The 21019-nt window shown below is 65.2% G+C and carries 17 protein-coding genes; 9 read left to right on the plus strand and 8 right to left on the minus strand.

The window, feature by feature from the left end:
• The first annotated feature begins 86 nt into the window (after positions 1 to 86).
• The 3 genes from AC13GI_RS05410 to AC13GI_RS05420 are packed head-to-tail and all read left to right on the plus strand — an operon-like array spanning position 87 to position 5187.
• Complete coding sequence (locus AC13GI_RS05410; RefSeq protein WP_025876846.1) at positions 87 to 743, plus strand: TetR/AcrR family transcriptional regulator; 657 nt, start codon at positions 87 to 89, stop codon at positions 741 to 743.
• Positions 743 to 1999, plus strand: a complete 1257-nt coding sequence (locus AC13GI_RS05415) for an efflux RND transporter periplasmic adaptor subunit (RefSeq protein WP_482995734.1) — start codon at positions 743 to 745, stop codon at positions 1997 to 1999. The genes AC13GI_RS05410 and AC13GI_RS05415 overlap by 1 nt, the downstream gene beginning before the upstream one ends.
• Positions 2000 to 2013: 14 nt before the next feature.
• Complete coding sequence (locus AC13GI_RS05420; protein ID WP_025876842.1) at positions 2014 to 5187, plus strand: multidrug efflux RND transporter permease subunit; 3174 nt, start codon at positions 2014 to 2016, stop codon at positions 5185 to 5187.
• A 188-nt stretch (positions 5188 to 5375) separates the two neighbouring features.
• Here AC13GI_RS05420 and AC13GI_RS05425 read toward each other — a convergent pair whose 3' ends face one another.
• Together AC13GI_RS05425 and AC13GI_RS05430 are read right to left on the minus strand one after the other, a co-directional pair.
• The gene (locus tag AC13GI_RS05425) at positions 5376 to 5663 is read right to left on the minus strand and encodes a hypothetical protein (RefSeq protein ID WP_482995735.1); all 288 of its coding nucleotides are present in this window, start codon (positions 5661 to 5663) and stop codon (positions 5376 to 5378) included.
• A 145-nt stretch (positions 5664 to 5808) separates the two neighbouring features.
• On the minus strand, positions 5809 to 6957 hold the full coding sequence (locus AC13GI_RS05430; protein WP_482995736.1) for an acyl-CoA dehydrogenase family protein: 1149 nt from the start codon (positions 6955 to 6957) through the stop codon (positions 5809 to 5811).
• Between the two features lie 162 nt (positions 6958 to 7119).
• Here AC13GI_RS05430 and AC13GI_RS05435 point away from each other — a divergent pair, with 162 nt between their 5' ends.
• The 3 genes from AC13GI_RS05435 to metH are packed head-to-tail and all read left to right on the plus strand — an operon-like array spanning position 7120 to position 11893.
• On the plus strand, positions 7120 to 8049 hold the full coding sequence (locus AC13GI_RS05435; protein ID WP_089236121.1) for an ArsR/SmtB family transcription factor: 930 nt from the start codon (positions 7120 to 7122) through the stop codon (positions 8047 to 8049).
• 7 nt (positions 8050 to 8056) lie between these two features.
• The gene (locus tag AC13GI_RS05440; RefSeq protein ID WP_482995737.1) at positions 8057 to 9151 is read left to right on the plus strand and encodes a homocysteine S-methyltransferase family protein; all 1095 of its coding nucleotides are present in this window, start codon (positions 8057 to 8059) and stop codon (positions 9149 to 9151) included.
• Positions 9152 to 9208: 57 nt separating this feature from the next.
• Positions 9209 to 11893: a methionine synthase gene (metH, locus tag AC13GI_RS05445; protein ID WP_482995738.1), complete on the plus strand. Its 2685-nt coding sequence runs from the start codon at positions 9209 to 9211 to the stop codon at positions 11891 to 11893.
• Positions 11894 to 12003: 110 nt separating this feature from the next.
• Here the strand turns inward: metH and AC13GI_RS05450 are convergent, their stop codons facing one another.
• The 6 genes from AC13GI_RS05450 to AC13GI_RS05475 all read right to left on the minus strand — a co-directional run bounded on the left by AC13GI_RS05450 (position 12004) and on the right by AC13GI_RS05475 (position 18122).
• Positions 12004 to 14094: an acyltransferase family protein gene (locus AC13GI_RS05450; protein WP_482995739.1), complete on the minus strand. Its 2091-nt coding sequence runs from the start codon at positions 14092 to 14094 to the stop codon at positions 12004 to 12006.
• A gap of 67 nt (positions 14095 to 14161) precedes the next feature.
• Positions 14162 to 14845, minus strand: a complete 684-nt coding sequence (locus tag AC13GI_RS05455) for a DUF2058 domain-containing protein (protein ID WP_482995740.1) — start codon at positions 14843 to 14845, stop codon at positions 14162 to 14164.
• Positions 14846 to 14855: 10 nt separating this feature from the next.
• Positions 14856 to 15095, minus strand: coding sequence for a SlyX family protein (locus AC13GI_RS05460; protein WP_025876828.1), 240 nt, complete (start codon positions 15093 to 15095; stop codon positions 14856 to 14858).
• Positions 15088 to 16437 carry a UDP-glucose dehydrogenase family protein gene (locus AC13GI_RS05465; protein WP_482995741.1) on the minus strand — a complete coding sequence of 450 codons (1350 nt, stop codon included), beginning with the start codon at positions 16435 to 16437 and terminating at the stop codon, positions 15088 to 15090. Before AC13GI_RS05465 ends, AC13GI_RS05460 begins: the two co-directional genes overlap by 8 nt.
• Positions 16438 to 16460: 23 nt before the next feature.
• Positions 16461 to 17438 (minus strand): FKBP-type peptidyl-prolyl cis-trans isomerase N-terminal domain-containing protein, encoded by a 978-nt coding sequence (locus tag AC13GI_RS05470; protein ID WP_099820787.1) that lies wholly within the window; start codon positions 17436 to 17438, stop codon positions 16461 to 16463.
• Between the two features lie 96 nt (positions 17439 to 17534).
• Complete coding sequence (locus AC13GI_RS05475) at positions 17535 to 18122, minus strand: glutathione peroxidase (RefSeq protein ID WP_482995742.1); 588 nt, start codon at positions 18120 to 18122, stop codon at positions 17535 to 17537.
• A 623-nt stretch (positions 18123 to 18745) separates the two neighbouring features.
• Here AC13GI_RS05475 and AC13GI_RS05480 point away from each other — a divergent pair.
• From AC13GI_RS05480 to AC13GI_RS05490, 3 genes are read left to right on the plus strand one after another with little or no spacing between them, the layout of a single operon-like run.
• Positions 18746 to 19105 carry a GntR family transcriptional regulator gene (locus tag AC13GI_RS05480; protein WP_012511573.1) on the plus strand — a complete coding sequence of 120 codons (360 nt, stop codon included), beginning with the start codon at positions 18746 to 18748 and terminating at the stop codon, positions 19103 to 19105.
• A complete protein-coding gene (locus tag AC13GI_RS05485; RefSeq protein ID WP_089236130.1) occupies positions 19105 to 19995 on the plus strand; it encodes an ABC transporter ATP-binding protein in 891 nt (296 codons plus the stop codon). The genes AC13GI_RS05480 and AC13GI_RS05485 overlap by 1 nt, the downstream gene beginning before the upstream one ends.
• On the plus strand, positions 19992 to 21017 hold the full coding sequence (locus AC13GI_RS05490) for an ABC-2 transporter permease (RefSeq protein WP_089236131.1): 1026 nt from the start codon (positions 19992 to 19994) through the stop codon (positions 21015 to 21017). Before AC13GI_RS05485 ends, AC13GI_RS05490 begins: the two co-directional genes overlap by 4 nt.
• Positions 21018 to 21019: the final 2 nt, after the last annotated feature.

Raw genomic sequence — 21019 nt, forward strand, 5'->3', positions numbered from 1 at the left:
GGATCGGCAAAACGTGTTACCGGAAGACACATGCGGCAACATCGGCGCGATTCCACAATCCTGAACTGGACGGTATAGTCCACCGCGTGAATCCGGCCTACCTTCCTGTCGCCCTCGACGCGCGTGATGAGCGCGTGTTCGATGCCGTGCGCGAACTGCTTGCCCAGCAGGGCATGCAGATGAGCATGGACGCGGTCGCCCAGCACGCCGGGTGTTCAAAGCAGACCCTGTACTCGCGCTACGGCAACAAGCAGGCCCTGCTGCGGCGGGTGATGCAGCGCCACGTCGGTCACGCGACCGGGGCCATGCTGCGTGCACTCCGCGGTGACGACCTGCGTGGCAGCCTGCTGCAGTTCGCCACCGACTTCCTGGAGCACTTCAACCAGCCCCACGTCGGTCAGGCCTGCCGCCTGATCGCCGCCGATGCAGCACAGTTTCCCGAAGAGGCGCGTACGCTGTACCGGCATGGCGCCGGCGCGCTGACGCTTCATCTTGCTGAATGGATTGAAACCGTTTGCAGTCGCGGTCTGCTGCGGCATGACGACCCGCACTTCATGGCCGAACTGCTGCTGAGCATGATCGCCGGTCAGGATTTCGACAAACAGCGCTTCCATACCCCCCATCGTGATGACGCTGCGTTGCGTCGGCGCTGGGCAGAGTTCTCCGTCGATGGCTTCCTGCGCGCGTTCGCGCCGCAGCCCTCGCCGGCCCCGTCTTCAAACCAACCCCGGAGTTCCTCCTGATGACCGCCCCACTCCGCACCCTTGCCTTGACGTGCGCCGTTGCTGTCGCCGTAGCTGCCTGCAAGAAGCCGGAACAGCCGACGCCCCCACCGCCGGAGGTGGGCGTGATCGACGCCAAGCCGCAGACCCTGCCGCTGCAGCGCGAGCTGGTCGGTCGCCTGTCGCCGTTCCGCAGCGCCGATGTGCGCGCCCGCGTACCTGGCGTGCTGCTCAAGCGCGTCTATCAGGAAGGCAGCGAGGTCAAGCAGGGCCAGACCCTGTTCCTGATCGATCCGGCACCGCTGCGCGCCTCGCTCAGCGCCTCCGAAGCCCAGCTGGCGTCGGCCCGCGCGACCTACGCCAACGCCAAGGTCGCCGCTGACCGCGCGCGCTCGCTGGCACCGCAGAAGTTCGTGTCCAAGGCTGACCTGGACAACGCCGAGTCGGCCGAGCGCACCGCGCTGGCCGCGGTCAAGCAGGCCGAAGCCTCGGTGACCAGCAGCCGCATCAGCCTGGGCTACACCAACGTCACCGCCCCGATCAGCGGCGTGGCCAACAAGCAGCAGGTGACCGAGGGCGCGCTGGTCGGCCAGGGCGATGTGACCCTGCTGACCACCGTGGACCAGCTCGACCCGCTGTACGTGAACTTCTCGCTGAGCGTGGATGAACTGACCCAGCTGCGTGCGCAGCAGGCCAAGGGCACGCTGGCCCTGTCCGGCGACGGCAAGGCCACGGTCAACGTCAAGCTGGCCGATGGCAGCACCTACAGCGAGCCGGGCACGCTGGACTTCTCCTCGACCACGGTCGACCCGGCTACCGGCGCGGTGTCGCTGCGCGCGTTGCTGCCGAACCCGCAGAAGATCCTGCTGCCGGGCGCCTTCGTCAGCTTCCAGGCCAACCTGGGCGAGCGCAACAACGCCTACCTGGTGCCGCAGCAGGCGCTGCTGCGCGATACCACCGGCGGCTATGTGATGGTGGTCGGCGCCGACGGCAAGGTCGTACGCAAGAACGTCAAGACCGACGGCGCGCAGAACGGCAACTGGCTGGTCAGCGAAGGCCTGGCCGCCGGTGACAAGGTGGTCGTCGCCGGCGTGCAGAAGGTCAAGGAAGGTACGCCGGCCACGGCCAAGCCGTGGACCCCGGGCCAGGACGCCAACGGCAAGCCTGCCGCCGGCGCTGCTGCTCCGGGCGCGGCTGCCACGGCTCCGGCTGACGCCAAGGCACCGGCCAAGGCTGACAAGGCCGAGCCGGCCGCCACCGAATCGAACAAGCAGTAACGGGACCTTCCGTCATGCCTAAATTTTTCATTGAACATCCAGTCTTCGCCTGGGTGGTGGCGATCCTGATCTCGCTCAGCGGCGTGATCGCGATCCTCAACCTCGGCGTAGAGTCCTACCCCAACATCGCCCCGCCGCAGGTGACCGTCTCGGCCACCTACCCGGGCGCGAGCGCGGACACCACGGAGAAGTCGGTCACCCAGGTGATCGAGCAGCAGCTGACCGGTATCGATCACCTGCTGTACTTCAGCTCCTCGTCCGCGTCCAACGGCCGCGCCTCGATCACCCTGACCTTCGAGACCGGTACCGATCCGGACATCGCCCAGGTGCAGGTGCAGAACAAGGTCTCGCTGGCCACGCCGCGACTGCCTTCGGAAGTCACCCAGCAGGGTGTGGTGGTGGCCAAGGCCAACGCCGGCTTCCTGATGGTGGTGGCGCTGCAGTCCGATACGCCGACCATCAACCGTGACGCACTGAACGACATCGTCGGTTCGCGCGTGCTCGACCAGGTATCGCGCATCCCCGGCGTCGGCAGCACCCAGCAGTTCGGTTCCGAGTACGCCATGAACATCTGGCTCAACCCGGAAAAGATGCAGGGCTATGGCCTGTCGGCCAGCCAGGTGCTGGCGGCGGTACGCGCGCAGAACGTGCAGTTCGCTGCCGGTGCGCTGGGCTCCGACCCGTCGCCGGAAGGCCAGCACTTCACTGCCACGGTATCGGCCGAAGGCCGCTTCAGCTCGCCGCAGGAGTTCGAGAACATCATCCTGCGGGCCAATGCTGATGGCTCGCGCGTGCTGTTGAAGGACATCGCCCGCGTTGCCTTCGGCGCCAACAACTACGGCTTCGATACCCAGTACAACGGCAAGCCGACCGGCGCCTTCGCGATCCAGCTGCTGCCGGGCGCCAACGCCCTGAACGTGGCCGAGGCCGTGCGCGGCAAGATGGACGAGCTGCAGCCCAGCTTCCCGGCTGGCGTCACCTGGTTCTCGCCGTACGACAGCACCACCTTCGTCAAGATCTCGATCCAAGAAGTGGTCAAGACCCTGTTCGAAGCAGTGTTGCTGGTGTTCCTGGTGATGCTGATCTTCCTGCAGAACTTCCGCGCCACCCTGATCCCGACCCTGGTCATCCCGGTGGCCCTGCTGGGTACGTTCCTGGGCATGTGGATGATCGGCTTCACGATCAACCAGCTGACCCTGTTCGCGATGGTGCTGGCGATCGGCATCGTGGTCGATGACGCGATCGTGGTGATCGAGAACGTCGAACGCATCATGACCGAGGAAGGCCTGGCGCCGAAGCCGGCCACGCAGAAGGCGATGACCCAGATCACCGGCGCGGTGGTGGCGATCACCGTGGTGCTGGCGGCGGTGTTCATCCCCTCGGCCCTGCAGGGCGGTGCGGCCGGTGAGATCTACAAGCAGTTCGCCCTGACCATCGCCATCTCGATGGCGTTCTCGGCGTTCCTGGCACTGGGCTTCACCCCGGCGCTGTGCGCGACGTTCCTCAAGCCGACGCACAACGACAACCCGAACATCGTCTACCGCACCTTCAACAAGTACTACGACAAGATCAGCCACACCTACGTGGGCCACATCACCTCCGCGGTGCGCCATGCCCCGCGCTGGATGATCCTGTTCGTGGTGCTGACCGCGCTGTGCGGCTTCCTGTTCACCCGCATGCCGGGCAGCTTCCTGCCTGAAGAAGACCAGGGCTATGCACTAGCGATCGTGCAGTTGCCGCCGGGCTCGACCAAGAGCCAGACCAACGAAGCGTTCGCACAGATGCGCGGCATCCTGGAAAAGCAGGATGGCTATGAAGGCATGCTGCAGGTGGCCGGCTTCAGCTTCGTCGGCTCCGGCGAGAACGTGGGCATGGGCTTCATCCGCCTGAAGCCGTGGGAAGAGCGCAAGTTCACTGCTCCGGAATTCATCCAGAACATGAACGGCGCGTTCTACGGCATCAAGGAAGCGCAGATCTTCGTGGTCAACCTGCCGACCGTGCAGGGCCTTGGCCAGTTCGGTGGCTTCGATATGTGGCTGCAGGACCGTAGTGGTGCCGGTTACGAGCAGCTGACCCAGGCCCGCAACATCCTGCTCGGCCAGGCCGCGCAGAAGCCGGACCATCTGGTGGGTGTGCGCCCGAACGGCCTGGAAAACGCCCCGCAGCTGCAGTTGCACGTGGACCGCGTGCAGGCGCAGTCGATGGGCATGTCGGTGTCGGACGTGTACAGCACCATCCAGCTGATGCTGGCCCCGGTGTACGTCAACGACTTCTTCTACGAAGGCCGCATCAAGCGCGTGACCATGCAGGCCGATGGTCCTTACCGCACCGGCCAGGAATCGCTGAAGAGCTTCTACAGCCCGTCCAGCCTGACCACCAATGCCGATGGCACCAACGCGATGATCCCGTTGAGCACGGTGGTCAAGTCCGAATGGGTCTCGGCACCGCCCTCGCTGAGCCGCTACAACGGCTACTCGGCGATCAACATCGTCGGTTCGCAGGCACCGGGCACCAGCTCGGGTGAAGCGATGCAGACCATGGAAGGCATCGTCAACGACGACCTGCCGGCGGGCTTCGGCTACGACTGGTCAGGCCTGTCCTACCAGGAAATCCTGGCCGGCAACGCGGCGACGCTGCTGCTGGTGCTGTCCATCGTGGTGGTGTTCCTGTGCCTGGCCGCGCTGTATGAAAGCTGGTCGATCCCGGTGGCGGTGCTGCTGGTGGTACCGCTCGGCGTGCTGGGTGCACTCGCCCTGTCGATGATGCGCGGCCTGCCGAACGATCTGTTCTTCAAGATCGGCCTGATCACCGTGATCGGCCTGGCCGCGAAGAACGCGATCCTGATCGTGGAGTTCGCGGTGGAGCAGCGTGCGGCGGGCAAGACCCTGCGCGATGCCACCATCGAAGCGGCGCGCCTGCGATTCCGCCCGATCCTGATGACGTCCTTCGCGTTCATCATGGGCGTGATCCCGATGGCGATCTCCACCGGTGCCGGCGCCAACTCGCGTCACGCCATCGGCACCGGCGTGATCGGCGGCATGCTGTTCGCCACCCTGCTCGGCCTGCTGATGATCCCGGTGTTCTTCGTGGTCGTGCGGCGCATGCTGGGCGACAAGCTGGATGAACCGTCGAAGGAATTCCTCGGCCGCCAGCGTGATGCGGAAAGCGCCCACCGCCCGGATCGTTGATCTGTCGGTGAGTTGCTGAAATGAAAAAAGCCCCGGAGCGATCCGGGGCTTTTTTCTTTGCTGCTTTTGAATCCATGCCAACCAAGGTTGGCATCTACCAAAGCAGCGGCATGCCCGGTATTCGCCAACCTGGGCAGCGGCATGCCCGGTAGTCGCCAACCTTGGTTGGCGCTTGCCAAGGCGACGTGTCAGCGCAGCAAGGCGGTCACCACGCACACTGCAACGATCACCAATCCGACCCACTGCATCGGCACGAAGAAGAAATGATGGCGCGCGGCCTCACCCTTCTGCCGGGGCACACGGTTCAGCCACAGGCCCAGCAGCATGTTCACTACCGCACCGATGCCACCACCCAGCAGCACCTGCTGCAGCGGAATGTTGCCCCTGGGGCCGTCGTGCGGGAAGAAATACGCCAGCAACAGGATGCCTGCGATCGGCGTCACCAGCGTCATGAAGCCCCAGCCGCGGTAGATCATGCGGTATCTCCAGAAAAACGATACGCATTAGAGCAGCAGGAATTCTGGGAGGCCAGAGGCAGGTACGCGATCCGGGCAGAACACCATCCACGCATGGCGTGGATCTACTGCCGCGCCGCCATTGCAGCGGCGCGGCCGTTGGTGATCAACGCAGCCCGGTCTCGTTGCGGGCGATCACCAGGCGCTGGATCTCCGAGGTGCCTTCGTAGATCTCGGTAATCTTGGCATCACGGAAGTAGCGCTCCAGCGGCATTTCCTTGGAATAGCCCATGCCGCCATGGATCTGCACGGCCTGGTGGGTGATCCACATCGCCGCTTCCGAAGCAGTCAGCTTGGCGATGGCCGCCTCGTTGCTGAAGCGCTTGCCCTCGCCCTTCACCCAGGCCGCACGCAGGGTCAGCAGCAGCGCCGCGTCCAGCTTGCACTTCATGTCGGCGATCTTCGCCTGGGTCATCTGGAAGGTACCGATGGCCGCACCGAAGGCCTTGCGGTCCTTCACGTACTCCAGGGTCGCTTCATAGGCGGCACGCGCAATGCCGATCGCCTGCGAGGCAATGCCAATGCGACCGGCGTCGAGCACGCCCATGGCGATCTTGAAGCCCTCGCCTTCCAAGCCCAGCACGTCTTCCGGCTGCGCCACGTAGTCGTTGAACTCGATCTCGCAGGTGGCCGAGGCACGGATGCCCAGCTTCGGTTCGGTCTTGCCGCGGCCGAAACCGGCCTTGTCGGTGTCGATCATGAAGGCGGTAATGCCGCGCGCGCCCTTGTCCGGCTCGCTCATCGCGAACAGGACGATGTACTTGGCCACCGGGCCGGAGGTGATCCAGCTCTTCTTGCCGTTGATGACATAGCTGCCATCGGTCTGTTTGACCGCACGGCAACGCATCGCGGTGGCATCCGAGCCCGACTGCGGCTCGGTCAGCGCGAATGCACCGATGGCCTCGCCTTCGGCGATGGCACGCACGTACTTCTGCTTCTGCGCTTCGCTGCCATGGGTCAGGATGCCGTTGCAGAACAGCGAATTGTTGACCGACATGATGGTCGAATGCGCAGCATCACCGGCGGCGACCTCGACCATCGCCAGCACGTACGCGATCGGATCCATGCCCGCGCCACCGTATTCGGTCGGCACTTCGATGCCCATCAGTCCGTTCTCGCCCAGCAGGCGGATGTTGTCCAGCGGGAACTCGCCCGTACGGTCATGGTGCTCCGCACTCGGGGCGATCTTCTCCTGCGCGATGCGACGCGCCACGTCCTGCAGCATCAACTGCTCTTCGGTAAAGCTGAAATCCACAACACCCTCCCGGGTACATGATGTTATGGGCGCGCAACGCGCGCCCAGGTGCCCCGATTGTACCGGGGCCGGGCATCGGCGGCTGACTTGCGGGGAGCTGCGGCTTGACCGGAAGGGGCGTGGTCAGCGAATATATCTCTATATCGCGATAGGTAGATATTTATGGATCTGGAAGACTGGTCGACCCGCCTGAAGGTGTTCGCCGACGCTACCCGTGTGCGCCTGCTGGCGCTGCTGGAGCAGGAGGAGCTGACCGTGGCCGAGCTCTCGGCCATCACCCGGCTGGCGCAGCCGCGGGTGTCCACTCATCTGGCGCGCCTGAAGGAAGCCGGCCTGGTGCGCGACCGCCGGGCGGGCGTGTCGGCCTATTACCGCTTCGACGAGGCCCAGCTGGACCCGGCGCAGCGTGCATTGTGGCACGCCCTGAGCAACGGAAGCGACGATCCGTTGCTGCGCCAGGACGCTGAGCGGGTTGCTGCGGTGCTCGCCCACCGCGCGTCCGACCAGAACTGGGCCGACAGCGTGGCCGGTGACATGGAACGCCACTATTCCCCGGGTCGCACCTGGGAAGCGCTGGCGCGCACCGCGCTGCCGTTGCTGGAAACCGGCGACGTGCTGGATATCGCCTCCGGCGACGGGGTGCTGGCCGAACTGGTTGCCCCGCACGCCCGACGCTACGTGTGCATCGACACCAGCGCACGTGTGGTGGCTGCCGCCAGCGAACGCCTGCGCCGCCTGCCCAATGTGGAAGTGCGCGAGGGTGACATGCATGCCCTGCCCTTCAAGGACCGCAGCTTCGACCTGGTCGTGCTGATGCACGCACTGACCTACGCCAGCAAGCCGGCGCAGGCGGTCACCGAAGCCGCGCGCGTGCTGCGCCCGGGAGGTCGCCTGCTGCTGTGCAGCCTGGCCCGCCACGAGCACAAGGCCGCGGTCGATGCCTATGGCCACGTCAACCTCGGCTTCAGCGACAAGGAACTGAAGAAGTTCGTCGACAAGGCCGGCCTGCAGGTCTCCAACCTGGAAACGGTCACCCGCGAAAAGCGCCCGCCGCATTTCGAAGTGATTTCGCTGATCGCCAACAAGCCCTGAGGTCGACATGCCCGCCCTGCCCTGGCTGCACCCGGAACGTGTGGAATCGCTGCTCGCTGCCCTGCGTGATCGCATCCTGATCATCGACGGCGCGATGGGCACGATGATCCAGCGCCACGGCCTGCAGGAAGACGACTACCGGGGCGAGCGCTTCGCCGGCGGTTACGACCACGCCCATGGCCCCGGCTGCGACCACGGCGTCACACCGGAAGGCCACGACCTGAAGGGCAACAACGATCTGTTGCTGCTGACCCGGCCAGAGGTCATCGCCGGCATCCACACCGCCTACCTGCAAGCGGGCGCGGACCTGGTGGAAACCAACACCTTCAACGCCACCTCGGTCAGCCAGGCCGACTACCACCTCGAACACCTGGTGTACGAGCTGAACAAGGCGGGCGCTGCCGTTGCCCGTGCCTGTTGTGATGCGGTGGCGGCAACCACGCCGGACAAGCCGCGCTTCGTCATCGGCGTGCTCGGCCCGACCAGCCGCACCGCCTCGATCAGCCCCGACGTCAACGATCCCGGTTTCCGCAACACCAGTTTCGACGAACTGCGCAGCACCTACCGCGAAGCCATCGATGGCCTGATCGATGGTGGCGCCGACACGATCATGGTCGAGACCATCTTCGATACGCTCAATGCCAAGGCCGCGCTGTATGCCATCGAGGAAGCCTTCGATGCACGTGGCGCGCGGCTGCCAATCATGATTTCCGGCACCATCACCGATGCCTCCGGGCGCACCCTGTCCGGGCAGACCGCCGAGGCTTTCCAGGCATCACTCGCGCATGCACGGCCGTTGTCGATCGGCCTGAACTGCGCGCTCGGCGCCGATGCCATGCGCCCGCATGTGGAAACCCTGTCGCAGGTGTCGGACTGCTACGTCAGTGCCCATCCCAATGCCGGCCTGCCCAATGCATTCGGTGAGTACGACGAAACACCCGAGGAAATGGCGGCCACCCTGCGCGGCTTTGCCGAAGATGGCCTGCTGAACCTGGTCGGCGGCTGCTGCGGCTCCACCCCGGACCACATCCGCGCGATCGCGCTGGCGATGGCCGGGCTGCCGCCGCGCGCCCTGCCGGCCGCCCAGGTCCAGGCCGCATGAGCAGCACTGCCACCGCCATCCACCTTCCGCCCTGTTGCCGCTGAGCCGCCGCCCGCCATGACACCTGTCCGCCCTACCCGCCTGTCCGGCCTGGAACCGCTGGTCATCACGCCGGACCTGCTGTTCGTCAACGTCGGTGAACGCACCAACGTCACCGGCAGTGCGCAGTTCCGCAAGCTGATCAAGGAGGGCCGTTACGAAGAAGCGGTGGACGTGGCCCGGCAGCAGGTGGCCAGCGGCGCACAGATCCTCGACGTCAACATGGACGAGGGCCTGATCGATTCGGAAGCGGCGATGACCCGCTACCTCAACCTGATCATGTCCGAGCCGGACATCGCCCGGATTCCGGTGATGGTCGATTCCTCCAAATGGAGCGTGATCGAGGCTGGCCTGAAATGCCTGCAGGGCAAGAGCGTGGTCAATTCGATCTCGCTGAAGGAAGGCGAGGACCTGTTCCGCGAGCATGCGCGCAAGGTACTGCGCTATGGCGCCGCCGCGGTGGTGATGGCCTTCGATGAGACCGGGCAGGCCGACACCTGCGCGCGCAAGGTCGAAATCTGCACCCGCGCCTATCGCCTGCTGGTCGATGAAATCGGCTTCCCGCCGCAGGACATCATCTTCGACCCGAACATCTTCGCCGTCGCCACCGGCATTGAAGAGCATGACAACTACGCGGTCGACTTCATCGAAGCCACCCGCATCATCAAGCAGACGCTGCCGCACTGCCATGTGTCCGGCGGCGTGTCCAACGTTTCGTTCTCGTTCCGTGGCAACGAGACCGTGCGCCAGGCGATCCACTCGGTGTTCCTGTACCACGCGATCGCTGCGGGCATGGACATGGGCATCGTCAACGCCGGCGCGATGCCGATCTACGACGAACTGGAACCGGACCTGCGCGAGCGGGTGGAAGACGTGATCCTCAACCGCCGCCGTGATGCCACCGAGCGCCTGCTTGAAATCGCCGAGCGCTACAAGGGCAGCAAGGGTGCGGCGAAGACCGAAGACCTGGCCTGGCGCGAGAAGCCGGTGGACGCACGCTTGGCGCATGCGCTGGTGCATGGCCTGGACGCGTGGGTGGAAGCCGATACCGAAGAAGCCCGGCAGCGTTCCAGCCGCCCGCTGGACGTGATCGAAGGCCCGCTGATGGATGGCATGAACGTGGTCGGCGATCTGTTCGGTGCCGGCAAGATGTTCCTGCCGCAGGTGGTGAAGTCCGCACGCGTGATGAAGAAGGCGGTGGCCTACCTGCTGCCCTACATCGAGGCCGAGAAGGCACGCAGCGGCGACACCGCCCGCAGCAATGGCAGGATCATCATGGCCACGGTCAAGGGCGATGTGCACGACATCGGCAAGAACATCGTCGGCGTGGTCCTGGCCTGCAACAACTTCGAGGTGATCGATCTCGGCGTGATGGTACCGGCGCAGAAGATCCTGGATGCCGCACGCGAGCACCACGCCGACATCATCGGCCTGTCCGGCCTGATCACGCCGTCGCTGGAGGAAATGAGCCATGTCGCCCGTGAGATGCAGCGACAAGGCTTCGATCTGCCACTGATGATCGGCGGCGCGACCACCTCGCGTGCGCACACCGCGTTGAAGATCGACCCACATTACAAGGCGCCGACGGTCTGGGTGAAGGATGCTTCGCGCGCCGTGGGCGTGGCACAGTCGCTGATCTCGCGCGAGCTGCGCGATGCGTTCGTCGCTGCAAACGAGGCCGACTACGCCGAGATCCGTACCCGCCATCGCAACCGCGGCGACGCCAAGCGGCTGGTCTCGCTGGAACATGCACGCGGCCAGAAATTCCAGGGCGACTGGGAGGCGTACACGCCCCCCACACCAAAGCAGCCGGGCCTGCATGTATTCGATGACTACCCGCTGGCCGAGCTGGTGCCCTACATCGATTGGACGCCGTTCTTCCAGGCGTGGGAACTAGCTGGCAAGTACCCGGCGATCCTCACCGACGAGATCGTCGGCACCCAGGCCAGCGAGCTGTACCAGGACGCGCGCGCGATGCTCGACCGCATCGTCAACGAGAAGTGGCTGCACGCCAAGGCCGTGTTCGGCCTGTGGCCCGCCAACAGCATCGGCGACGACGTACGTGTGCAGCATCCCGATGGCCAGACCACCCTGCACTTCCTGCGCCAGCAGGTGGACAAGCCTGCCGAACGCCCGGATTTCTGCCTTGCCGATTTCATCGCCCCGGCCGACAGCGGCAAGCAGGATTGGATCGGCGCCTTCGCGGTGACCGCAGGCATCGGTATCGACGCGCACGTGGCCCGTTTCGAAGCCGACCACGACGACTACAACGCAATCCTGCTGAAGGCGCTCGCCGACCGCTTTGCTGAAGCCCTGGCCGAACGCCTGCACCAGCGCGTACGCACCTGCTTCTGGGGTTACAACCACGCCGAAACACTCGACAACGAAGCGCTGATCGACGAAAAGTACCGCGGCATCCGCCCTGCGCCCGGTTACCCTGCCTGTCCCGAGCACAGCGAAAAACGCCGGTTGTTCGACCTGCTGGGCGCGGAAACCAACGCCGGCATGCAGCTGACCGAGAGCTTCGCGATGCTGCCGACCGCGGCAGTGTCGGGTTATTACTTCAGCCACCCGCAGAGCCAGTATTTCGTGGTCGGGCGGCTGGGGCGCGAGCAGGTGGCTGACTACGCACGCCGCAAGGGCGTGGACCGCGCCCAGGCCGAACGCTGGCTGGCGTCCAACCTCGACTACGATCCGGAATGATCGCCACGCCCGGCAAGGATCTGGTGCCTGCGTCCCCGACGCACCGTTAGGCGGCACAGAAAGCGGCGCCAATCCGGACGCCAGGCTGGCAACTGATCACGCGCTCCCGATCAGGGGGCGACGGCCGGGGCAGGCGACGGCGCCTGCAGTCGCTGCAGCTGACCCTGAAAATCAGGCAACAGCAGCCGGTTGCTGTATCCGCTGAGATGGTCACCATCAAAAAACAGCGGCTTGCCGTCGCGGGTCGGAAGGCAGCGCTCACCCGGGCACAGCAACGGCATCGGATCCCACAGAGATGCGCCGGACAGACCTGCGACGACCTGCTGCAGAGCGGCCAGCACCGGTTCGCGCAACGTCTCGATCTCGCTGCGCGCAACCGTCATGCCGTTGACACAGATCGGATTGTGCCGGTTGAACACATCCGAACAGCGGTACGGCGGTGCCGGTAGCACCGGCTTGGGTGCTTCCAGCACGATGCGCACGCCACGGTCGGCCAGTGGCGTGAGCTGCTCGATCCAATGCGCGATCTCGGCCTTGCGGCCCGCACTGGCCGTCTCGCTCAGATGCGCGGCACGCACCTGGGCAACGTCGAACAGCGCGTACTGCTCGGACAGGCGTGGCAGGCGCAGCCCTGCCAGCAACACCACATCACCCGGCTGCGCGCGTGCTTGGATATCTTCCAGAACGTTGCGCGTATAGGCCTCGCAGGCCGGATTGGGACCCTGCCACGCACGCAACCCGACCAGCGCGCAGCCGCCACTGCTGTACAGGCGGATCGGCGCGCCATCGAGCACGGCAAGGCGCTGCAACATCTCGTGATAGGCAAGCGCATGCGAATCGCCGGCCACGAACAACTGTCGGCTGGATGCAGTGCGTCCGGGACACTCACCGCGCTCATAAAGGCGAGCCTGTCCGCCCAGCACCTGCACGTTGCTGACCCGCACGCGGCAGTCCGGGATTTCCTTCTTCAGCCCCTTGGCATACGGGTACCAGTCCAGCGGGGCACGGCTGACCACGCTGAGCGAGGTGTACTGCTGGGTCTTCACCAGCGCCGACTGCAGGCCGGCGCCGAGCACCAGCACGCCCAACCCGACCACCACCCAGCGCGCGTTGCTGACGCGCCAGCGCGCGCCGTGCCGCAAGGGCTGTTCCACCCAGCGCCAGGACAGCCAGGACAACAGTGCTACAGACAGTAGCGCGGCACCTCCGGTGGTCACCGTCTCCAGCCCCACCGTCCAGCGGAACAGGACGAAGACCGGCCAGTGCCACAGGTACAGCGAATAGGACAGCCGACCGATCGTCACCATCGGTGTGGTCGCCAGCGCGCGCCCGATCCAGCCCCCGGGCGAGCGCTGCAGCAGACCAAGCAGGCCCAGCGTGCCCAGCACCGGCCACAGCCCGTCGATCCAAGGCGAATGACCCGGCCGCGCAGCCCAGAGCCCATAGCCCAGTGCCACCACGCTCAGCAGCAGTAGAGGCGAGCGCCAACTGATACCGCGCGACGGCAACGGCGGCGGCGTGAACCGGCCGCTCAACGACAACAGCTGGAACAGCAGCACACCTGCGCCAAGCTGCCAGAACCGCGTGGTGGTCAGGTAGAACGCATCGATCTCATGACCACCCTGCCCCGCGCGGAACACCGCGTATCCCAGCGATGCTACGGTCGCCATTGCAAACAGACCCACCGACAGCCAGGCGCCGCGCCGGCCTTTGGCCCAAGCCAGGAACAACAGCGGGAACAGCAGGTAGAACTGCTCTTCGACACCCAGCGACCAGGTATGCGTGTATGGATTGAACTCGGTGCGAGGTGAGAAATAGTCGTTTCCGGTGCTGGCCAGCACCCAGTTGCTCAACCCGAAGAAAGCCATGCGGCCAGTCTTGTCGCTGGTCTCGCTGAGCCAGGATTCGGGAATCAGCAACGCACTGAACATCGCCGTCACCAGCAGGCACACCACCAGCGCCGGAGCGATGCGACGCATGCGGCGCGCATAGAAGCGCGCCAACCCTGCCCAGCCTCCGATCGCCGGCAGCCGATCCACCGAGGCGCTGACCACGAAGCCGGAGATGACGAAGAACACGTCCACGCCGGTAAAGCCGCCCGGCAGCCAGCTCGCCTTGAGGTGGTAGAGGATGACCGCCAGCACCGCGACCGCACGCAGGCCATCGATATGCGGGAAATACCCGGGACTGCGTTCCTGCATGGCCCTGCTCCTGACATGCAACGGGCGCCCTTCGGCGCCCAGTGCGTTCAACAATGGTCGCGTCGACTTACCAGACCAGGTCGTCGGGCACCTGGTACTGCGGGTCGGCGTAGGGATCGTCCTCGGCCGGCGCATTCGGGTCGACCTTCAACGCCACCGAGGCGGCAAACACCGCTTCAGACTGGGCCAGAACCTCGGCCGTCACCAGCAGGTAGCGACCGTTGAGCTGGACCACGCCCAGTTCACCGGCGTTGAGTGCCTTGAGCTGCTCGGCGGTGACGTAGATGCGCTTGATCTTGCCGCCATAGGGGAAGTGGCGCGCGATATCAGCCGCTTCGGCATTCAGGCTCTTGTCCTTCAGCAGTTCTTCCAGCTTCACCTTGGCGTCGCGGCGCTGGCGTGCTTCTTCCTGCTTCAGGCGCTCGGTCTCGATACGCTCTTCCTTCTCGCGCTGGGCACGGATCGCGTAGGCCTTGGCCAGATCCATTTCCTCGGCGGTACGCGGCTTGCGCGGGCCCTGCCCCTGGCCCTGGCCACGCGGCTGGCCGGGCTTGCCCGGACCACCATTGCCATGCGCCCGCCGCTCGCCGGGCTTGTGTTCGCCCCTGCCTGCGTGCTGCGGCTTTCCATTGCCAGCGCCACCCTTGCCCTGCGGGCGGCCATCACGGCGGGGGCCATCATTCTTGCGCTCGGGCTTGGGCGCGGGCTTGAAGCCCAAGCCCATCAGCTGGTCGCGGAGGGTATCGCTCATAGGATATGGATCAGTAGTGCGGCGGCGGCGGTTCGCTCGCCGGATCAGAAGAATTCAATGCATTGCGGACCTTGCCCAGGTCCTCCAGCAGCACGCGCAGGATGCCGGCATTGCGGCTGCCTTCCATACGCGCGTCTGCCAGCGCATCGCTCAGTTCGGCCAGCGCGTGTTCCTGGAAGGACACGCGCATCTCCAGTTCGACCAGGCGCGCTTCCAGCGCCTGCTCGCGTTCGGTCGGCACTTCAGACATGCAGCGAACGTCCCCGGCCTATGCCGTAATACGCAAGGCCAGCGGCCTCGACTTCGGCCGGCTCGTACAGATTGCGGCCATCGAACACCACCGCATCCTTCAGCCGCTCGCGCAGCATCTGGAAATCGGGGCTGCGGAACTGCTTCCACTCGGTCACCACGACCAGCGCATCGGCACCCTGCAGCGCGTCCTCGGCGCTGTCACAGAACACCAGATCGTCGCGCTCGCCGAAGATCCGCTGCGATTCATGCATCGCCTCCGGATCGTACGCGCGCACGGTCGCTCCGCCTTCCCACAACTGGGCCAGCAGGCGGCGGCTGGAGGCCTCGCGCATGTCATCGGTGTTCGGCTTGAACGCCAAGCCCCACACCGCAAACGTCCTGCCGCGCACGCCTTCGTCCTCACCCTTGTCGTAGTGGCGCTGGATCAGGGCGAACAGGTGCCCCTTCTGCGACTCATTGACTGCCTCCACCGCGTTCAGCAGCTTCGGCTCAAGGCCGGCCTGCTGCGCGGTGCGGGCCAGTGCCTGCACATCCTTGGGGAAACACGAACCGCCGTAACCGGCACCCGGATAGATGAAGTGCCAGCCGATGCGCGGGTCCGAACCGATGCCCTGGCGGACCTGCTCGACGTCGGCGCCGACGCGCTCGGCAATGTTGGCGATCTCGTTCATGAACGAAATCTTGGTGGCCAGCATTGCATTGGCGGCGTACTTGGTCAGCTCGGCCGAACGCACGTCCATCTCCACCACGCGATCGTGGTTGCGATTGAACGGTGCGTACAGGCGCCGCATCACGGCGACCGACTCGGCATTGGTGGCACCGATGATGATGCGGTCGGGCCGCATGCAGTCGGCAACGGCGTCGCCTTCCTTCAGGAATTCAGGGTTGGACACCACATCGAAGGCGATATCCGCGCCACGTGCGGCCAGTTCCTCGGCGATGGCCGCACGCACCTTGTCGGCGGTGCCTACCGGCACCGTCGACTTGTTGACCACCACCGTCGGCACCGAGATGTACCGGCCGATGGTGCGGGCCACGGCCAGCACGTACTGCAGGTCCGCGCTGCCATCCTCGTCCGGCGGCGTGCCCACGGCGATGAACACCACCTGGCCGTGGCCGATGGCGGTCGCCGCGTCGGTGGTGAACACCAGCCGCGACGCGGCGTGGTTGGCCTTCACCATCGGCTCCAGGCCGGGCTCGTAGATCGGGATGATGCCCCGGTTGAGGCCATCCACCTTGGCCTGGTCGATATCGACACAGACCACCTGGTGGCCGACGTCGGCCAGGCAGGTGCCGGTCACCAGGCCTACATAACCGGTACCAAAAATCGCAACGCGCATATCCGTGCTGACTCCGTGGTGGCTTACGGCAGAACGCCCAGCAACTCGACGTCGAAGGTCAGGGTGGCATTCGGACCGATCGGACCACCCGGGGTGCCGTTCTCGCCGTACGCCAGTTCACCCGGGATCCAGAAGCGGTACTTCGAACCGACCGGCATCAGCGCCACGCCCTCGGTCCAGCCCTTGATGACCTGGTCCAGACCGAATTCGGCCGGACCACGGCCCGCGGAACTGTCGAACACGGTGCCGTTGAGCAGCTTGCCTTCGTAGTTCACGCGCACCTTGCTGGACGGCAACGGACGCTCGCCGCTGCCCGGGCGGATCACCTGGTACTGCAGGCCCGACGGGGTGGTCACCACGCCCGGCTGGGTCTTGTTCTTGGCCAGGAATGCATTGCCTTCCTGACGGTTGGTCTGCGCAGCCTGTGCGGCCTTGGCCTGCATCTCGGCCTGCTTGGTGCCCATGAACGCCTGGATGGTGGCAGTGGCGTCAGCTTCGGTCATCTTCGGCTGGCCCTTGCTCAGGCCAGTGTTGATCGCGTCAAACAGCGAGGCGGTATCGATATCGTCCTTCAGCTGTGCCAGCGACGGACCCACCGAATAGGCGCCGATCATCTGCGCGACCTTGACCCGGTCGACCTTCGCCGGCTGCGAGCCCGGCGCGACGCCCGGCACCTGCTGGCCGCTGCGGGCCATCACGACCTGGCGCAGGGCGGCATCGGTGGCCTTGGCCTGTTCCTGGGTGATCTGCGGCTGCAGGCCTTCGAAGGAACGTTCCACGGCAGTGCGCAGCGCGGCCGCATCGATTTCATCGGCGATCGGCGCGAACGACTTGGCCACATCCAGACCAATGGCGTAGCCGAGCTTCTGCTTGGGGGAATTCAAGGGTGCGGTCTCCTTGGCGGCCGAGGGAGCGGCCGGTTGTTGCGACAGGGCGACACCGGAGGTGCCCATCGCCAGAATCAGAACCGACGCCGCGGCGCCGCGCATTCCCATTTTCATTCGCTGCATTCCTGGAAGTGACTGGACGCCGACGTCGGCGCGAAAACACGTATTGTCGCACGCATGCCGTCGATGTCGAGGCATCCGTGCCGTCATTCAATGTGCAGCCGGAGCCGCAAGTGCCTTGTCGATGGCCGCTATCAGCTGCGGATCATCCGGCGTGACCTTGCTGGCGAACTGGGCAATGACCCGGCCATCGCGGCCGACCAGATACTTGTGGAAGTTCCAGGCGGGCGCCACGCCGGTAGCGGCGGTCAAGCGCTGGTAAAGCGGCGTGGCCTGCGCGCCGGTCACGTGCACCTTTTCGAACATCGGGAACTTCACGCCATAAGTAAGCGTGCAGAAATCCTGGATCTGCTTTTCGTCACCGGGCTCCTGCCCCTTGAAATCGTTGGACGGGAAGCCGAGCACGGCAAACCCCTTGCCGGCGTACTGCTTCTGCAGCGCTTCCAGGCCTTCGTACTGCGGGGTATAGCCGCACTTGCTGGCGGTATTGACCACCAGCAGCACCTGGCCGTGGTAGCGCTGCTGCAGATTGACCTGCTGCTTGCCCGCCAGCGGCCGATACGACAGATCCAGCAGATCGGCGGCAAACGCGCCGGCCGACGTGGCCAGGCCGGTGGCCAGCAGGGTCAACAGGGACAGGCCGCGAAGGCGGCGCGAGGAGGCAGTCGACAAAGGCATGGGAGACGTTCCGCAGTAGCCGTTCCAGGGGTCCGGCCGTGACCGGCCGGGAATCGGCCGAACTATAGCATCGGGGTCTGCAAGCCCCTGCAGCACACACGCTGCCGGGCTTTGCGCGACTTGGCGGAAGGCTCCCGGGGGCCGTATCACCGCGCCGGTGATGACATAGCATGGACATGGCTGAATGGGAGGCTGGCCGGAAACAGTCCGCCGCAACTTCGTTTTTTCAATAAAAATCAACTAGTTGAACGAATATTTCGGCGTCATGAACACCCCTGCCATCAGTTGGGTAGGGGCAGGACTTGCACACAGGCGTGCCGGTGTTATAGTTGCATACAACACCAGTCACCTGAGACAGGGGGAACCATGAACACCCGGATGCGTCGCAGCCTCACCGCCCCCGCGGTCACCGCGGTATCGACCCTGTTCGTCCTGGTCTGGCTGGCCATGCCGGCACCACCGGCCGCCTCCTCCCCCGCCCTTTCCGAAGACAGTACGCAGGACGCAGCAGCAACCACGGCAGGGAATGCCGCTCCCTCCCCCTCCCCCCCGCGTCGGCTGCACAGCTCCCTGTCCATGCCGTATTTCTCGTTCGCACAGCCGCTGACCCCACGGAGCTGAATATGAGCGACATCCAGTGGAGCGACGGCGCTCCCATCTACCGCCAGCTGAAGGAACGCGTGATCGCCATGATGCTTGACGGAATCCTCAAGCCGGGCGATGCCCTTCCTTCGGTGCGCCAGGTGGCCGCCGATTACCAGCTCAACCCCATCACCGTTTCGCGCGCCTACCAGGAGCTGGCCGATGAAGGCCTGGTCGAGAAGCGCCGCGGGCTGGGCATGTTCATGACCGAACAGGCGGCCACGCAGCTGCGCAGCAGCGAGCGCGAACGCTTCCTCAATGAAGAATGGCCGGCCGTACTGGAACGGATCCAGCGACTGGGCCTGAGTCTCGACGAATTGTTGCCCCAGGGGAAATTCTGATGAATGCCAGTCCCACTACCGCTGTGCCAAGCGACGCTGTCATTACCGCCCGTGGCCTTCGCAAGGCCTACAAGAACACGCTCGCGCTCGACAATGCCAGTTTCTCCATACCGGCAGGCCGGATCATCGGCCTGATCGGCCCCAATGGTGCCGGCAAGACCACCGCGCTGAAGGCGGTGCTCGGGCTGACCTCGGTGGAAGGCGAGCTGAGCGTGCTCGGCCGTGACCCGCGTGCGCACCGCGACGACCTGATGAACGACATCTGCTTCATCGCCGATGTCGCCGTGCTGCCGCGCTGGCTGAAGGTGCGTGAGGCGATCGACTTCGTCGCCGGCGTGCACCCGCGCTTCGACCGTGCCCGTTGCGAACGCTTCCTGGCCAATACCAAGCTGCAGCCGAAGCAGCGCGTGCGTGAACTGTCCAAGGGCATGATCGTGCAGCTGCACCTGGCCCTGGTGATGGCCATCGACGCCAAGGTGCTGGTGTTGGACGAACCCACGCTCGGCCTGGACATCCTGTACCGCAAGGAGTTCTACCAGCGCCTGCTGGAAGACTACTTCGACGAGCAGAAGACCATCATCGTCACCACCCACCAGGTGGAAGAGATCGAGCACATCCTCACCGACGTGATGTTCATCCGCGACGGCCGCATCGTGCTCAATGCGGAAATGGACGAGGTCGGCGAGCGCTATACCGAGCTGCTGGTCGGCGCCGATCAGCTTGAAACCGCCCGCGCACTGAAGCCCATCGACGAGCGCAGCCAGGCCTTCGGCAAGACCGTCCTGCTGTTCGACGGGGTGCCACGCAGCCAGCTGGCCAGCCTGGGTGAAACCCGCAACGCCGGCCTTGCCGATCTGTTCGTCGCTGTCATGAAGGGGACCTACGCATGAATGCCGTCAACCATCCTGTCAGTCCCGCAGGCACCCTGCGCTGGCTGCTCAAGCGCGAATACTGGGAAAACCGCGGTGGTTTCCTGTACGCCCCGGTGATCGCCGGCATCGTCTCGCTGCTGATGAGCAGCATCGGCATCGGCCTGGGCCTGTTCGCCCTGCATCGTGCCGCGCGCGACGGTGGCCTGCACATCGATGGCGAGGACGTGAACATCAACGGCCTGGATCTGGGCCTGCTGACCCGCCAGATCAGCGCCAAGGACATGGCTGACCTGGGCAACGGCCTGGACCTGACCCTCATCCTCAGCTCGACCTGGCCATTCCTGGTACTGGCCTTCGTGGTGTTCTTCTATTGCCTGGGTGCGCTGTACGATGATCGTCGCGACCGCAGCATCCTGTTCTGGAAGTCGCTGCCGCTGTCCGATACCCAGACCGTACTGTCCAAGGTGCTCAGCGCACTGATCGTGGCCCCGCTGGTCGCCACCCTGGCCGCCATCGTCACCATGTTCGGCTTCCTGCTGATCATCAGCCTGGTCGCGTTGACCCATGGCGGCAGCCCCACCACCCTGATCTGGGGGCCGGCCAGCCCCCTGACCCTGGGCGCCGGCCTGCTCGCCGCCATCCCGGTCTATGCGTTGTGGGCGCTGCCCACCGCCGGCTGGCTGCTGCTCTGCTCGGCCTGGGCCAAGAGCAAGCCGTTCCTGTGGGCGGTGATGCTGCCCCTGTTCGCCGGCATCATCGTCAGCACCACCAAGTTGATGCACCTGTTTGACATGAGTACCGGCTGGTTCTGGCAGCACATCGTCGGCCGCCTGCTGCTTGGCACCGTTCCCGGCGTGGACCTGCTGTACCGCCTGGGCGCCAGCGACGAACACAAGAGCCTGGATTCGATCGTCTCGCTGATGAACCCTGCCCAGCAGCTGAAGTCGCTGGCAATGCCCGACCTGTGGATCGGCGCGGCCTTCGGCGTGGTCTTCATCTTCATCGCCATCCGCCTGCGCAAGCGCGCTGGCGAAATCTAATC

Source organism: Stenotrophomonas sp. 82F1 (assembly GCF_056861525.1).

What these genes read in the sequence shown, in the direction of transcription:
- AC13GI_RS05485 (WP_089236130.1), top strand. Translation starts at nt 19,105, where the DNA reads ATGAATGCCAGTCCCACTACCGCTGTGCCAAGCGACGCTGTCATTACC.
- AC13GI_RS05475 (WP_482995742.1), bottom strand. Translation starts at nt 18,122, where the DNA reads ATGCCTTTGTCGACTGCCTCCTCGCGCCGCCTTCGCGGCCTGTCCCTG.
- AC13GI_RS05425 (WP_482995735.1), bottom strand. Translation starts at nt 5,663, where the DNA reads ATGATCTACCGCGGCTGGGGCTTCATGACGCTGGTGACGCCGATCGCA.
- AC13GI_RS05415 (WP_482995734.1), top strand. Translation starts at nt 743, where the DNA reads ATGACCGCCCCACTCCGCACCCTTGCCTTGACGTGCGCCGTTGCTGTC.
- AC13GI_RS05420 (WP_025876842.1), top strand. Translation starts at nt 2,014, where the DNA reads ATGCCTAAATTTTTCATTGAACATCCAGTCTTCGCCTGGGTGGTGGCG.
- AC13GI_RS05450 (WP_482995739.1), bottom strand. Translation starts at nt 14,094, where the DNA reads ATGCAGGAACGCAGTCCCGGGTATTTCCCGCATATCGATGGCCTGCGT.
- AC13GI_RS05440 (WP_482995737.1), top strand. Translation starts at nt 8,057, where the DNA reads ATGCCCGCCCTGCCCTGGCTGCACCCGGAACGTGTGGAATCGCTGCTC.
- metH (WP_482995738.1), top strand. Translation starts at nt 9,209, where the DNA reads ATGACACCTGTCCGCCCTACCCGCCTGTCCGGCCTGGAACCGCTGGTC.
- AC13GI_RS05470 (WP_099820787.1), bottom strand. Translation starts at nt 17,438, where the DNA reads ATGAAAATGGGAATGCGCGGCGCCGCGGCGTCGGTTCTGATTCTGGCG.
- AC13GI_RS05480 (WP_012511573.1), top strand. Translation starts at nt 18,746, where the DNA reads ATGAGCGACATCCAGTGGAGCGACGGCGCTCCCATCTACCGCCAGCTG.
- AC13GI_RS05490 (WP_089236131.1), top strand. Translation starts at nt 19,992, where the DNA reads ATGAATGCCGTCAACCATCCTGTCAGTCCCGCAGGCACCCTGCGCTGG.
- AC13GI_RS05435 (WP_089236121.1), top strand. Translation starts at nt 7,120, where the DNA reads ATGGATCTGGAAGACTGGTCGACCCGCCTGAAGGTGTTCGCCGACGCT.
- AC13GI_RS05455 (WP_482995740.1), bottom strand. Translation starts at nt 14,845, where the DNA reads ATGAGCGATACCCTCCGCGACCAGCTGATGGGCTTGGGCTTCAAGCCC.
- AC13GI_RS05460 (WP_025876828.1), bottom strand. Translation starts at nt 15,095, where the DNA reads ATGTCTGAAGTGCCGACCGAACGCGAGCAGGCGCTGGAAGCGCGCCTG.
- AC13GI_RS05465 (WP_482995741.1), bottom strand. Translation starts at nt 16,437, where the DNA reads ATGCGCGTTGCGATTTTTGGTACCGGTTATGTAGGCCTGGTGACCGGC.